Source organism: Corynebacterium sp. J010B-136 (assembly GCF_002967075.1).
Taxonomy (GTDB): Bacteria; Actinomycetota; Actinomycetes; order Mycobacteriales; family Mycobacteriaceae; genus Corynebacterium.
Genome location: NZ_PUGE01000001.1, coordinates 285,050 through 298,418, shown reverse-complemented (window position 1 = coordinate 298,418; position 13,369 = coordinate 285,050). Strand labels below are relative to the sequence as shown.

Here is a 13,369-nt window from a genome sequence, read left to right as displayed (position 1 = left end):
CTCTATCCCCGTCAACGTCCACCATTGAATCCCGGTGATTCCCATCACACAACTAAATTGTGCTGGTCAGGGCTTTAAGATTATTCGAAAAAATATGAGAATTCCCTCGTGTTTTGACGAAGGTCACTTATTTTTCCCTCCAAAAGCTACTGCGCGGTAAGCCAGAAAAAGCCGAAAGCGGGAATCACATCGCCGCTGCGAATCTCGGTACCGGCCTCTACTGAGCCGATTTCCACGCGTCCGATTCCGCTGAGATTTGCCAAAGCTTGCGGAGGAATAGCTAGCGGATGGGGCGCAAAATTATACAAACAGACCAAAGGTGCTGAGCTTAAAGGATCTGAGGCAATAACGCGGTCTTCGGCCTTTAGTGTGCGCGTGATGGCTAACAGGGCAGGTTCCGCGACTTCAATTGCTTCATAGTTACCAATGCCAAGTTCTGGATGTGCCTTGCGTGCGGAAATGAGCGAACGGACAAACCGCAGCAGCGAGTGCGGGTCGTGGCGTTGTTCGGCCACCGAAATGCCCTCGCCGCCCACGATAGGGCGCTTGGGTGTGTCGGAGGTAGTAAATCCCGCTCCAGGGCCTGGTTCCCATTGCATCGGGGTGCGCACGGCATCCCGGTCTTGCAGCGAGGAATCATCGTGCATTCCGAATTCTTCGCCGTAGTACAAAAATGGCGCACCAGGCAGTCCGAACATCAGCGCAAACATCAGTTCAATCTTCGCGCGGTCATTATCCATCAAAGGCGCCAGGCGCCTTGCGATGCCCAAATGTGCACGCATCGAATCATCCGGCAAAAATGCCGAGTACAACAGGTCACGTTCAATCTCGGTGACCATCTCTAAGGTCAGCTCGTCGTGGTTGCGCAGGAAATTGCCCCATTGCGCACCTTTTGGCAGATGCAGCAGCTCCGGCATGATTTCTACAATCGGGCTGGCTTGGCTCGTCGCAATAGCCTGATACAGCCTCGGCATCAGCGGGAAATTAAACACCATGTGCACTCGGTCGCCGTCGCCGAAGTACTCACGGGTCTCAGCTGGGGGCTGGTTCGCCTCGGCCACCATAAAAGCATCGGGGTAGTGCTTATCCATGTGCGCGCGCAGCTTTTCGATGAATTCCAGCGTCTCCGGCAAGCTCTCACCTCCCAGGCCATCGCGCTCATAAAGGTAAGGAATAGCATCAAGGCGGAAGCCATCAAGGCCTTTGTCCATCCAAAAATCGATGAGGGATAAGACTTCCTCATGCACGGCGGGGTTGTCGTAATTTAAGTCCGGCTGCTCTTTGTAGAAGCGGTGGAAGTAGTACTGGCCGCGAACTTCATCGAAGCTCCAGTTGCTGGTTTCAACATCGGTGAAGATGATGCGGATTTCTGGATAGCGGTGCGGGTCATCGCCCCACACGTAATAATCGCCATACCGGCCGTGGGGATCCTTGCGGGATTCCTGGAACCAATGATGATCCATGGAGGTGTGGTTAAGCGCTAGATCCGTAATCAACTTCATGCCGCGGGAATGAACTGCGGCGATGAGATCTTCGAAGTCTTCCATGGTGCCGTAATCCGGGTGTACGGCGCGGTAATCTGCGATGTCGTAGCCGTCATCGCGAAGCGGAGAGGCATAAAACGGCGAAAGCCACAGGCAGTCGATGCCTAGCCACTGCAGGTAATCGAGCTTTTCCTCGATGCCCTTAAGCGTGCCGATGCCCCTGCCCTCAGTGTCGTTAAACACCCCGACCAGGATTTGATAAAACACGGCATTTTCATACCAACGGCGCGGAATATGAGCGTGTGTCATGGCTATTTCCAGCTTTCGTCGTAGTTGTCCCGAAAGTACTTTTTCTTCCTGCGGTAACACTGCCAGAAGGCGAACATGAAGCCTGCGGCAACAAATCCGGGCCAGATCAATGGATCGTCAGCAAAGACATTCAAGATTGCTTGCACAATAGCGAGCACGGTCATAAAACCTAGAAAGCCCAGTCCGGTATCCCATATGAGCTTGGCCTGTTCAGGATGGTATTTGCCAGACATACTGCAACCTTTCTGCTTAGCCCTTGACGCCACCGGCGGTAAGACCTGCAACGATGCGGTGCTGGAAAATGAGCACCATGATAATCAGCGGGATGGTCACCAACGCTCCTGCTGCCATGGTTGCGGCATAGGGGTATTCGAATGCAGAGGGGCCAGAAAAGCGCGCGATGGCCACGGTCACCGGCTCAGTTGCGGTTGTGGAGAGCTGTCGCGCAAGCATGAACTCATTCCAGGTGGTGATAAACGCGATAATCGCAGTCGTAAACAGTGCTGGTGCGGCAAGCGGCAACAAGATAAGGCGGAAGGCTTGGGCCTTGGTAGCGCCGTCGACACGCGCGGCTTCTTCCAATTCCCACGGCAATTGCCTAAAGAAGCTGACCAGCGTGTAAATCGTCAACGGCAGCGCGAAGGAAATATTAGGAATGATCATCGCGCGGTAGGTACCGATCCAGCCTAAGTCACCAAAGAGCTGGAACAGCGGGGTGACCAGCGCGATGCCGGGGAACATCGATGCAGCCAAGATGATGCCGGTGACAATACCTTTGCCGGGAAACTCCATGCGCGCGAGAACATAAGCGGTAAATACACCGATGGCCACGGCTAAAGCAGTGGTGCACAGCGAAATCAGCAAGGAGTTGCCAATCGCGCCGAGAAAGTCATTGCCTTTATCGGTAGCCAGGGCGTCTTTGAAGTTGTCTAAGGTGACATGCGTTGGCCAGGGGGTGGTATCGAAGGTGTAATTCGAGTCGCGCAGCGCTGTGACCACCATCCAGTAAAACGGAGCCAGGCCCCAAAACATGATGAAGATGATGCCAGCGTAGTGGCCGACCTGAGAGAGCTTAGACTGCTTCATTAGCGCTCCTCCTTCGTACTTTGCGCGTTGGCGATAGCGCCCACAGGTATCCCGTGATCGCCGTCATCGCCGTCATCGCCGTCGTCGTCAGCAGGCTTTTTCAAGCGCTTTGGCTTGTCGATGCCCGTTCCGCCCGCAATATCAGCCCCCAAGAACTTGATGAGGATGAATGCGACCGCGAAGATGAGCAAGAAGATGAGCGTGGACATGGCTGATGCGGAATTGAAGTTGCCTTGGCGCATGTCTTCGACCACCAGCTGGGAGATGGTAGCGGTAGGAGAGTTGGAAGAACCAGAAATCATAATCACCGGCAGGTCGTACATGCGCAGGGCATCTAGGGTGCGGAACAAGATTGCGACCATAAGTGCTGGTTTAACCAGTGGCAAGGTGATGTGGATGAAGGTTTGCCAGCGCGATGCGCCGTCGATGCGTGCGGCCTCGTAGACATCTTTGGGAATCATTTGCAGACCGGCCAAAATCAGCAGGGCCATAAAAGGAGCGGTCTTCCAGACATCGGCGATAATAACGGCTAGTCGCGCGGCCCACGGGTCGGTAGTCCACGCGATATTCTGCCCCAGCACGGAGTTGATGATGCCCTGCGGAGCAAACATAAATTGCCAGAGCTTGGCGGTCACGGCGGTAGGAATTGCCCACGGGATGAGTACGGCTGCGCGGACGAGTCCGCGGCCGCGGTAGTGGCCATTCATAATCAGCGCCATCATGATGCCCAACAGGGTTTCTAAAATCACCGTGGTGACGGCGAAGAAGAGGGTGATCTTGACGGCCGGCCAAAAGTCCGTGGCGATGACTCCGGGCGGGCAGACCGATACTTCACCGGTCGGTGACATACAACGACTGGTAATCCAGTAGAGGTAGTTTTCTAATCCGGCAAAGGCGCCTTCGACAAAAGTGCCGGTTTCGGGGTCGAGGCGGCGGTTGCCTTGGAAAGAGAGCATGATGGCGCGGATGACTGGGTAGCCAATAACCACGGCCAGAGTTAAAAGCGCAGGCGCGATCAATAACGCTGCGGGAAGGTACCGCTTGGCACGGGAATTTTTCACAGAAATAGTGTCATTCCTTTGTTTACTTGTGCACTGCGGTTGAAAGAGCCGTCCATCTTGGCAGACACTGTGCTGGTGTTGCTGGTGTTGCCTGTCACGTCATGCTCGCCTCAGCGCGTCTTGCCACTTGTTTGTTTGTCTAAAGACATTAGCACCCGCGCGGGACGGAAATAGAGTAAACCCGGGGTGAGACCTACCCCGAAAGAGCGCAATTTCGGTCAAATAACTCACCCAAATAGTCACTAGGTGATGTTAGGTTGCATAATTGGTGGGTGAGTTACAGCTCACATTTCTGTTGGGGTATAGAAAAGAAAGCCTCACAACTTTTCAAGGAGGATATGTGGCACGGGCAATTATCGTGGGTGCGGGCATGGTTGGTTTGGCAACCGCTTGGCATTTGCAAGAACGTGGCTATGACGTCAAGGTTGTTGACCGCAAGGGCGTTGCAGCTGGTTCATCATGGGGCAATGCAGGCTGGTTAGCGCCGGCTAAAACCATTCCACTGGCAGAAAGCGGCCTGTGGGGACAGGCTCCGTCTTTGCTGTTAGACCCAGATGCTGCACTATCGATGCCATTTAAAGTCGATGTTCGCTTGTGGTCATTCCTAGCGCAGTTCATGGCACATGCCTCTGACTCGGCGTGGGATAAGACGATGGAAAAGCTCACACCGATCGACAAGGTCGCTCTCGATGCCTTCGACGAGCTAGAACTCGGAGGCGTGGATGCAACGTCCCACAAGGGCCCATTTGTCATTGGTTTTAAGTCTGAGCCAGATTCTCGCGGCTTCTTTAAAGAAATTGCTGGCGCTATTCGCTATGGCCAGGAAGTTGAGATCAACCGCGTGGAAGATCCACAGTCCATGGTTCCAATTCTCTCGGATGAAATCCAGGCTGTTTACCGCCTCGAAGGCCAGCGCTTTATTGAGCCTGGCCCATACGTTGAAGCAATCGCTAAGGCCGTGACCGACCGCGGCGGCGAGGTTGTTACCGGAAAGACCGTCGAATCTGTCGAAGGCGGCGCTAAGGCAGCAGTAGTTTACGCTGACGGCACCCGCGAAGAAGCCGACAAGGTTGTCGTTGCTTCCGGTGCATGGCTATCCGACCTGGTCCGTGACCACGGCGTGAAGGTGCCAGTGCAAGCTGGCCGCGGCTACTCCTTCTCTGTAGCTACCCCAGAGCCCATCAAGCACTCGGTCTACCTGCCACAGCAGCGTATTGCATGTACTCCTTACCAGGGCCGCTTCCGTATCGCCGGAACCATGGAATTCCGCGACCCAGACGATCCGTTGATCCCACGTCGTATCGAATCCATCGTCAACAACTCCCGCGTTGCCTTCCGCGACGTTGACCTGGATGACCGTCAAGATGAGTGGGTAGGCTCGCGCCCAGTGACCCCAGACGGACTATCTCTGATTGGTGAAACCAAGTCCAAGAACGTCTTTGTTGCCGGTGGACACGGCATGTGGGGCGTTGTCCTGGGCCCTGCAACCGGTAAGTACCTGGCAGAGCTGATTGACACCGGTGTCACCAACGACATCATTAAGCCTATGGATCCGCTGCGCAAGAACCTCACCGCAGTTAATCCTTTCAAGAAGTAATAGCTAACAATTAACTACAGATAAAAAGCTCCTCTCCCTGACCAAATGTAAGTCGGGGAGAGGAGCTTTTGTGCTCGCCTCTGAAGGCTGCGCGCAAAAGCGTTAAGCGTATTTGCGCGCAGTACTTTGCCTTAAGAAGCGGACTCGATTGCCGTCTTCATGTCGGCGGTGGCGTCGTCGACAGACTTGCCATCGGTAAGCGCTGCGTAAGCGTTATCCTGGATAGCCTTAGAAATAGCTGGGTAGAACGGGGAAACCGGACGTGGAGAAGCGTTTTTCAAAGATTCCTTCAGCGCTGGCAGGTATGGGAACTGCTCAATGAGGGACTCATCATCATAGATAGAAGCCAGAACCGGTGGGAAGGAAGCTTCCGCAAAGGAGGTCTGGTTTTCTTCATTGATGACGAACTCGATGAAATCGCGCGCCGTGGCCTTGTTCTCCGAGTTGATGTTGATGCCGTTGTTGTAGCCACCCAAGGTGGAAACACCAACGCCGTCCTTGCCAACTAGTGGCTGTACTTCGACCTTGCCTGCGGTTGCTTCAGCTTCCTCAGCATTGGTGTACATGTAAGGCCAGTTGATAGCGAAAGCGGAATCGCCTTCGGTAAAGGTCAAGTTGGTCTCTTCCTCGGTTGCCGCGGTGGACTCACGAGAGATGGTGCCATCCTCGTATGCGTCGACGAGAGCCTGCAGGCCAGCCTTGGCCTCATCGGAGTCAACGGTGACGTTGCCGTCTTCATCCAGGACCTTGCCGCCCCAGCCTTCCATGAAGCCAATGGTGTTCACGGTGAGGCCTTCGTACTGCTTAAGCTGCGTGGTCAAACATGCGGTGCCCTCTTCGAGTGCTTCACACGCAGAAGCGAGCTCATCAAAGGTAGAAACCTCATCTGGTGCCAACTCGGTGTTGCGGAAGAGCAACTGGCCGTTGGTGTTTTGCGGAAGCGCGTAGAGGGTGTCGTTATAGGTTGCAGATTCTACGGTTGCTTCGAGTAGCTCGGAGGTATCAACTTCCAAGTCACCTTCTAGCGGTGCAAGCCATTGGTTCGCAGCAAAGTCGGCGGTCCAAATAACGTCCAAGGCCATGACGTCGTAGTCAGAGTTGCCAGCCTGCAGGGACTGCACGAGGGTTTCGCGCTGCGCGTCAGCTTCACCCGCGAGCTCCGACAAAGTGACTTCTTCATCAGGGTGTTCTTCATTCCACTTTTCGATGATCGGAATGAGCTTATCCGTGTCATTTTTACCCATGGCGAAGGTAATCGGACCGCGACCTTCAGAACTGGAGTCGTCGGAAGCTGCAGCATCCTCGCCATTATCGGATGCGGAATCTGTTGAAGAATCAGAGGAACATGCAGAAAGAGCCAACGCTGCAACAGCGGTGGTGACTACCACGCCGGTGCGAGTTGAGCGGAAGATGGACTTCTTCATAACGGTTGCTACCTTTTCTTTAGTGGAACACCAATTAAAATCACCCTAAGATATAGGCACTACCAAACGGTAGGTTTTAGGGAATTTCCCCCGCCACGGGGGTAAGCGTGGGGTGAAGTTTCTCGATCCAGTGTGCTTGTCGATGCACGTATGCTTGACGCATGGATAGTCGCACTGACACTTTGGATCTCGAAAGAATTCGCGCCGAGCTTGTCGATACAGGTTTGTATCCAGCAATTGAGCACGTGGCGCAAACCGGCTCGACCAATACTGATTTAATGCAGGCGGAAACCGTGGTGCACGGCCAAGTGCTGCTTGCCGATGAACAAGTATCGGGCAAGGGCCGCTTGGGCCGTGTGTGGTCCGCGCCAGCGCGGACACAAACTATTCAGTCAGTAGCTTTGTTGCCTACTTCTTTAGAGCGCTTAGGTCTTTTGCCTTTGGCTGCGGGCTTGGCCGTGACCGATATCGTCGACGGCGCACGCTTGAAGTGGCCGAATGATGTGCACATCGACGGCAAGAAACTGTGCGGCATCTTAAGCGAGGCCGGACCGGTCGGCGGGGCATCAAGCGCTGCGCAAGGAAGTGCTTTCGGTACTTCTGCTGCTGGCAGTGGCCCTGCCGCCCGGGTGATTTTGGGTATGGGGCTCAACGTGTCTTTAACTAAGGAGCAGTTACCGATAGACAATGCCACCTCCTTGGCGCTGGAAGGACTGGAAACCGATCGCACGGAGCTTACGATTTCCTTGCTGCGCGCATTGCGCACGCGCCTTGCACAATGGGAGCGCAATGACCCGCAGATGATGCAGGACTATAGGAAGGTCTCTGCATCGATAGGCATGAATGTGCGACTTGAAGCCCCCGGCGGCAACATCTACGGAGAAGTTTTAGGTGTGGCCGATGACGGGCGAATCAACGTCGGTGGCGAATACTACTCCGCAGGCGATGTGATTCATCTTCGCCCTGATAACCGCTAACTAGTAAGATAAACGCCCATGAGCATAGTGAAAATGGGACGCGGTGAGGTCAAACATGTCGACGTCACCGCGCCCTATCGCGCTTTGCTGTGGCCAGTACTGGAATTAATCCTCATTACCGGCATCTGCTGGATCGCCATTGGCTGGCTAGACGTTCAAGTCAACAACCAAGGATTAGACGTCGCTTTGCGCAATGCTGTGGTGGCACTATGGGCAGGGCTTTCGCTGTGGCGCTTTGTGCTGCCGGTGACGCGCCTGCGCCGCAAGCGATTTATCATCACCAACCAGCGCGTCATCGCCCGCGCCCCGACTCTGCAAGGTCAAACGGATTCGATTCCTTTGCACGATATCGTCGGCGTGCGCCGCCGCCGCGGCGGAATCTCTTTAGCCATCCGTGGCTATGACCGCGCGATCCATTTCCCGGATGTGCCGAAAACGAAGCGCATCGAAAAGCTGCTCAATCAGCAACTGTCTGAACTCGCCTCTCCTATCTGGCGATAGTGAGGGCTTACGGGGGAGGATACAGAGCCGAACACGGCTTTTTAGAGCCTTGCCGCTATTATGAAACGCGTGAGTGAACAAGCAGGAAACCCAGACGGAAACCCTCAAGCACATGTTCCCGGCATGCCGGTTATCGCCGTTATTGGTGATGGCCAGCTAGCTCGCATGATGCAAACCGCCGCCATTGAGCTCGGCCAATCGCTGCGCCTACTCGCCGGCGCGCGCGACGCCTCTGCAGCACAAGTATGCGCGGATGTAGTGCTTGGTGATTACACCAACTACGACGACTTGCTGAAAGCCGTCGACGGTGCCACCGCTGTCACTTTTGACCATGAGCACGTGCCTAATGAGCACCTCACCGCGCTGATCGATGCCGGCTACAACGTGCAGCCACAACCTGCTGCGCTGATTAATGCCCAAGATAAATTAGTTATGCGCGAGCGCCTCTCGGAGCTGGGAGCACCCGTGCCGCGCTTTGCACCGATTGAATCTGCCCAGGATGCATACGATTTTTGGACTTTGACGTCCGGGCAAGTCTGCCTGAAAGCGCGCCGGGGTGGCTACGACGGCAAAGGCGTGTGGTTTCCAAATGATGAATCTGAGCTGACTGCTTTGGTCTCTGACCTTTCGCGCCGCGGCGTGGCCTTGATGGCTGAGGAAAAAGTTGCGCTGGTCCGCGAGCTTTCCGTGCTGGTCGCGCGGACTCCCTCGGGAGAAGTTGCGACTTGGCCACTGACTGAGTCTGTGCAGCGCAACGGCGTGTGCGCGGAAGCTGTCGCGCCGGCGCCAGGTGTGAACCCGCAGCTGCAGCAACGCGCTGAGGCGTTGGGGGAGAAAATTGCTAGCGAACTGGGCGTTACCGGCGTGCTTGCGGTGGAACTCTTTGCTTTTGCGGATGAGTCTGGTGCGGAAGACATCGCGGTGAATGAACTGGCAATGCGCCCGCACAATACTGGCCACTGGACCCAGGATGGCTCGGTGACCTCGCAATTCGAGCAGCACCTGCGCGCGGTCATGGATGAGCCACTGGGCGATACTTCCACGCTTGCTCCAGTTACCGTGATGGCCAATGTCTTAGGCGCTGCCGAAGACCCAAAGATGCCAATGGGTGAGCGTGCCCGCGAAGTGTCGCGCCGTTTCCCGCGGGTAAAAATCCATCTCTACGGCAAGGGACATCGTCCAGGCCGTAAGATTGGCCACGTGAATCTCACCGGTGAGGACGTTGAGGCAACCCGTCGCGATGCGCGCTTGGCTGCGGATTTTCTCGTGAACGCCGCGTGGTCTGATAACTGGTCCGCTAAATAGCAAGATGTATCAAGATATATAAGGAAAGAAATGACTGCACCGCTAGTTGGGCTCATCATGGGCTCCGATTCTGATTGGCCAACCGTTGAACCAGCAGCTGAGGTTCTCGCGGAATTCGGTATTCCTTTTGAAGTGGGCGTGGTCTCCGCACACCGCACGCCGGAAAAGATGCTGGATTACGCCAAGCAGGCCCACACCCGCGGCATCAAGGTGATTGTGGCTTGTGCCGGTGGGGCAGCGCACCTACCAGGCATGGTGGCTGCGGCAACTCCTTTGCCAGTTATTGGTATTCCACGTGCCTTGAAGGACTTGGACGGTCTGGACTCTTTGCTGTCTATCGTGCAGATGCCAGCTGGGGTTCCGGTTGCGACCGTGTCTATCGGCGGCGCGAAGAATGCAGGCTTGCTCGCCATCCGTATCCTCGGCGTGCAGTACTCCGAGTTGGTTGAGCGCATGGCCGATTACCAAGAAAATATGGCCAAGGAAGTTGAGCAAAAAGACGCCAACCTCCGCGCCAAGCTCATGGGGGACTAGACCCTAGCGTCATGCACCATGCCGATCCTATCGTGGTACTAGGTTCCCGGGTGACCAATGGTCAGCCCGGGGCCTTATTGGTGTCGCGTTTAAACAAAGCACTAAAGCTCGCAGCAACCATGCCGGATTCCGCAGTTATTGTCTCCGGAGATGGGGAAGCAGCAGCGATGGCCAATTACTTAATTGAGCATGGGCTCGATCCTGCACGCATCGTGCAAGAACCAGCAGCTACTAGCACCAATGAGAATCTAGAAAATTGCTTCGCAGTCGTTGACAACGCCACGGCGCTGCACGTTGTCACCAATGAATTTCATAGTTTGCGCACGCGGCTGTGGGCATGGCATCTGAACATTCCCATTAAGATGCACGTCGCGCTTACTCCAGCGAAGCATCGGGCGCGCAATTACTCGCGTGAAATACTTGCCACCCCGCACTCTGCTGCACGCATCGTGTGGCGCAAAATTCGCGCGCGCTTTAAGAGCTTGTGAATAATCTTCTCAGCAAACTTCGCACAATACTGACCCCAAACTAGTGTGCGGGATCATAATCGAATTTGCCACCGCGCTGTTTCACACTACAATTTCGTTCAAGCCACAGAACGCTAAACCACCCACCATTCCGGTTTAGCGCTGCACGATGTCCCCACCCAGAGGACAGAGGCCATTTTTATTGGCTTTGGTGAATTTTTAAGAAGCAGAAATCTTTAGTTATCTGGGAGCAATCACTATGTCTGAAAAAGACGATGCCTTACAAGCATCCATGACCACGAAAGAACGTGCGCGTGAGGACCGTTCTGCGGCAATTGCAGTGACTGCTTTCCCCGTGTTTATTTTGCTCGGAACTGTACTCGCATGGATTTTCCCAGCACCGTTTCTCCCGTTAAGTGATTACATCAACCAATTTTTGATGGTGATCATGTTCGGTATGGGATTGACCCTAACAATCCCGGACTTCAAAGAAATTGCGCGACGCCCGCTGCCAATTTTGATCGGCGTTATTGCGCAGTTTGTCATCATGCCACTAACCGCAGTGTTCGTAGCCAAGGTACTTGGACTTAACCCCATGTTGACCGTTGGCTTGCTCATGCTTGGGTCGGTTCCCGGCGGTACTTCGTCGAATGTGATTACCTACCTGGCGCGCGGCGATGTCGCCCTTTCCGTTGCGATGACCTCCGTGTCTACATTGGTATCGCCAATCATGACGCCAATTCTGATGCTGCTTCTCGCAGGTGCCCAAACTGATGTTGACGGTGCTGGAATGGCATTGAGCCTGGTCCAAACTGTTCTGGTTCCTGTAATCGGTGGCCTAGTGTTGCGCTACCTGTTGGACCGTTGGATTGGCTACATTGCGCCAGTTCTTCCATGGATTTCTATCGTCGGTATTGGCGGCGTGGTTTTCCCAACCGTGGCTAATAACGTGGACCTGCTGGTTCAAATGGGTGTTATCGTCTTCGCAGCGGTGCTCCTACACAATGTTCTGGGCTACGTCCTGGGATACTTCACAGGCAAGGTGCTGAAGATGCCGGCTTCTTACAATCGCACCATGGCGGTTGAGATTGGTACCCAATCTGCTGGTTTGGCCTCTGGTATGTCTGCGAAGTTCTTTGCTCCCGAAGCTGCGCTTCCTGGTGCGTGTGCTGCGGTGCTGCACAACATTACTGGCGCAGTATTCTCTGCTATTGCTCGTAGGTTCCCAACTGAGGATCAGGTTCCAGTTGCAGCGCCTGACGATGCCAAGGCAACCGCACCTGTAAAGGCCTAATTCATAAGCCTCTTCTGATTTCCCTATCACTCACCTAGCTCCGAAGCATTTCCCGATAATGCTTCGGAGCTTTCTTTGTGGTACGCCTAGCTACGCCAGTTCAGCACGTGCTGAAAAAGGATCGCCGAATTGGCTAACCAGCCTGTTTGGCTAGTTAGCTTTTGCTAGCTGCGGGGATCGCCTTGGTTTTAGATGAGGTTCATCGCTCCCATGCTGCTTACGTGGTGCGTGTTGCCCACAAGTTTTCCGCCTGGGGTGTGCAGGCGGACTTTGCCGCGGTGGCGCCGCATTCTGCCACGGCTCGGTCGTTTTCTTTTCTGTGCCCCGGGATTACTCGGGTCATCGTCGTCGTTGACGCCGTTGTGATACTTACACAACATCGTCAGATTCGATGGCTTGGTGTGCCCGCCATGTTTGTGGGCGTCGATGTGGTGGACCTGGCACCTATCGGCGGGCACGTTGCAGTCTGGCCAGGGGCATACCAGGTTCTCTGCCATGGCTAGGATACGCAGCTTGTCCGATGCGAACCGCGCTTCGTAGAGATTCACGGGTCCAGCGGTGGGGTGGAAAAGCCCAACGTAGAGCTTGTCACCCAAAGCACCTTCCATCGCGGCGTTGATAAATTCTGCGCCGGTCATGGTGGTGCCATCGGAGAGACCGATGATGACTTCCTCGCCTTTGCCGCAGCTGACTTTCGCGAAGTCATCGAGGCCGATAGCGATAACGGTGCGGTATTCCGGCTTGATGAGGCCGGTGCCGTTTCCTTCGACGAGGCCCCAGAAGGGCTCGAGTAAAGCTTCGGAGCGTGGTTGGTCCTCATCGTGCTTGATGCCAGCATCAAGCGTCTTTTCTAAATCGGTAATGCGGCGTTGGGTGTCAGTGATAGAGATGGTGCGGAGGCCGTCGATAGCACGGCCTACGCGCACGCCGCGTTGTTTGGGTTTGTCGCCGCCTTCTTCGGTGACGCGTTTCTTGGCGTAGGCTTCGACTTCTTCGAAGGTGCCCTCAAACGCGATTAGTTCTGCACGCAGTTTCCACGCGGCGCCGCGGGTGTTGAGTTTTTTGGCGTGCTTGTTGACCATTTCTAAATATTCAAGGCTTAATTGCCGAGCTTCGGCAAGCGCGACCGAGTCGCGCTGTACTTTGGGCGAGTCAGCGGGGCCGAAGAATACTGTGGCTAGACGAGTGTATTTGCGTGCCGTATTCAGTGACATCAGGTCGCCGGCGAGGTCGTGTGGGGAGCACTCGTAAACGTCGCGGAGGATGGGTATTCCGCTGGTGTAGAAGAGTTTTATTATTTGTTGTCCGTTCATAACTTTGACACTAAAAC

13 protein-coding genes are annotated in these 13,369 nt (G+C 54.9%); 7 read left to right on the top strand and 6 right to left on the bottom strand.

Annotated elements, in window-relative coordinates; genetic code table 11:
* Positions 1-146 precede the first annotated feature (146 nt).
* Genes treS through C5Y44_RS01265 form a run of 4 tightly spaced genes read right to left on the bottom strand, consistent with a single transcriptional unit; the run spans position 147 to position 3,940 of the window.
* Positions 147-1,793, bottom strand: a complete 1,647-nt coding sequence (gene treS, locus C5Y44_RS01280) for a maltose alpha-D-glucosyltransferase (protein ID WP_105323320.1) — start codon at positions 1,791-1,793, stop codon at positions 147-149.
* Positions 1,794-1,795: 2 nt separating this feature from the next.
* Positions 1,796-2,026 (bottom strand): hypothetical protein, encoded by a 231-nt coding sequence (locus C5Y44_RS01275; protein ID WP_105323319.1) that lies wholly within the window; start codon positions 2,024-2,026, stop codon positions 1,796-1,798.
* 16 nt (positions 2,027-2,042) lie between these two features.
* Positions 2,043-2,879 carry a carbohydrate ABC transporter permease gene (locus C5Y44_RS01270; protein WP_105323318.1) on the bottom strand — a complete coding sequence of 279 codons (837 nt, stop codon included), beginning with the start codon at positions 2,877-2,879 and terminating at the stop codon, positions 2,043-2,045.
* Positions 2,879-3,940, bottom strand: coding sequence for a carbohydrate ABC transporter permease (locus C5Y44_RS01265; RefSeq protein WP_105323317.1), 1,062 nt, complete (start codon positions 3,938-3,940; stop codon positions 2,879-2,881). Before C5Y44_RS01265 ends, C5Y44_RS01270 begins: the two co-directional genes overlap by 1 nt.
* A 340-nt stretch (positions 3,941-4,280) precedes the next feature.
* Between C5Y44_RS01265 and C5Y44_RS01260 the strand changes: the two genes are divergently transcribed.
* Complete coding sequence (locus C5Y44_RS01260) at positions 4,281-5,537, top strand: FAD-binding oxidoreductase (RefSeq protein WP_105323316.1); 1,257 nt, start codon at positions 4,281-4,283, stop codon at positions 5,535-5,537.
* 131 nt (positions 5,538-5,668) lie between these two features.
* Here the strand turns inward: C5Y44_RS01260 and C5Y44_RS01255 are convergent, their stop codons facing one another.
* The gene (locus C5Y44_RS01255; protein ID WP_105323315.1) at positions 5,669-6,961 is read right to left on the bottom strand and encodes an ABC transporter substrate-binding protein; all 1,293 of its coding nucleotides are present in this window, start codon (positions 6,959-6,961) and stop codon (positions 5,669-5,671) included.
* Positions 6,962-7,122: 161 nt separating this feature from the next.
* Here C5Y44_RS01255 and C5Y44_RS01250 point away from each other — a divergent pair, with 161 nt between their 5' ends.
* The 6 genes from C5Y44_RS01250 to C5Y44_RS01225 all read left to right on the top strand — a co-directional run bounded on the left by C5Y44_RS01250 (position 7,123) and on the right by C5Y44_RS01225 (position 12,039).
* Positions 7,123-7,938 carry a biotin--[acetyl-CoA-carboxylase] ligase gene (locus tag C5Y44_RS01250; protein ID WP_105323314.1) on the top strand — a complete coding sequence of 272 codons (816 nt, stop codon included), beginning with the start codon at positions 7,123-7,125 and terminating at the stop codon, positions 7,936-7,938.
* Between the two features lie 18 nt (positions 7,939-7,956).
* Positions 7,957-8,439 carry a hypothetical protein gene (locus C5Y44_RS01245; protein WP_066792596.1) on the top strand — a complete coding sequence of 161 codons (483 nt, stop codon included), beginning with the start codon at positions 7,957-7,959 and terminating at the stop codon, positions 8,437-8,439.
* A gap of 60 nt (positions 8,440-8,499) precedes the next feature.
* Complete coding sequence (locus C5Y44_RS01240) at positions 8,500-9,744, top strand: 5-(carboxyamino)imidazole ribonucleotide synthase (RefSeq protein ID WP_105323313.1); 1,245 nt, start codon at positions 8,500-8,502, stop codon at positions 9,742-9,744.
* A gap of 30 nt (positions 9,745-9,774) precedes the next feature.
* Positions 9,775-10,278, top strand: a complete 504-nt coding sequence (gene purE / locus C5Y44_RS01235) for a 5-(carboxyamino)imidazole ribonucleotide mutase (RefSeq protein WP_105323312.1) — start codon at positions 9,775-9,777, stop codon at positions 10,276-10,278.
* 11 nt (positions 10,279-10,289) lie between these two features.
* The gene (locus C5Y44_RS01230; protein ID WP_105323311.1) at positions 10,290-10,766 is read left to right on the top strand and encodes a YdcF family protein; all 477 of its coding nucleotides are present in this window, start codon (positions 10,290-10,292) and stop codon (positions 10,764-10,766) included.
* 238 nt (positions 10,767-11,004) lie between these two features.
* Complete coding sequence (locus C5Y44_RS01225; RefSeq protein ID WP_105323310.1) at positions 11,005-12,039, top strand: bile acid:sodium symporter family protein; 1,035 nt, start codon at positions 11,005-11,007, stop codon at positions 12,037-12,039.
* Between the two features lie 188 nt (positions 12,040-12,227).
* Here C5Y44_RS01225 and C5Y44_RS01220 read toward each other — a convergent pair whose 3' ends face one another.
* The gene (locus tag C5Y44_RS01220; RefSeq protein WP_105323309.1) at positions 12,228-13,352 is read right to left on the bottom strand and encodes an HNH endonuclease; all 1,125 of its coding nucleotides are present in this window, start codon (positions 13,350-13,352) and stop codon (positions 12,228-12,230) included.
* Positions 13,353-13,369: the final 17 nt, after the last annotated feature.

What these genes read in the sequence shown, in the direction of transcription:
- treS (WP_105323320.1), bottom strand. Translation starts at nt 1,793, where the DNA reads ATGACACACGCTCATATTCCGCGCCGTTGGTATGAAAATGCCGTGTTT.
- C5Y44_RS01275 (WP_105323319.1), bottom strand. Translation starts at nt 2,026, where the DNA reads ATGTCTGGCAAATACCATCCTGAACAGGCCAAGCTCATATGGGATACC.
- C5Y44_RS01270 (WP_105323318.1), bottom strand. Translation starts at nt 2,879, where the DNA reads ATGAAGCAGTCTAAGCTCTCTCAGGTCGGCCACTACGCTGGCATCATC.
- C5Y44_RS01255 (WP_105323315.1), bottom strand. Translation starts at nt 6,961, where the DNA reads ATGAAGAAGTCCATCTTCCGCTCAACTCGCACCGGCGTGGTAGTCACC.
- C5Y44_RS01250 (WP_105323314.1), top strand. Translation starts at nt 7,123, where the DNA reads ATGGATAGTCGCACTGACACTTTGGATCTCGAAAGAATTCGCGCCGAG.
- C5Y44_RS01245 (WP_066792596.1), top strand. Translation starts at nt 7,957, where the DNA reads ATGAGCATAGTGAAAATGGGACGCGGTGAGGTCAAACATGTCGACGTC.
- C5Y44_RS01240 (WP_105323313.1), top strand. Translation starts at nt 8,500, where the DNA reads ATGAAACGCGTGAGTGAACAAGCAGGAAACCCAGACGGAAACCCTCAA.
- purE (WP_105323312.1), top strand. Translation starts at nt 9,775, where the DNA reads ATGACTGCACCGCTAGTTGGGCTCATCATGGGCTCCGATTCTGATTGG.
- C5Y44_RS01230 (WP_105323311.1), top strand. Translation starts at nt 10,290, where the DNA reads ATGCACCATGCCGATCCTATCGTGGTACTAGGTTCCCGGGTGACCAAT.
- C5Y44_RS01225 (WP_105323310.1), top strand. Translation starts at nt 11,005, where the DNA reads ATGTCTGAAAAAGACGATGCCTTACAAGCATCCATGACCACGAAAGAA.
- C5Y44_RS01220 (WP_105323309.1), bottom strand. Translation starts at nt 13,352, where the DNA reads ATGAACGGACAACAAATAATAAAACTCTTCTACACCAGCGGAATACCC.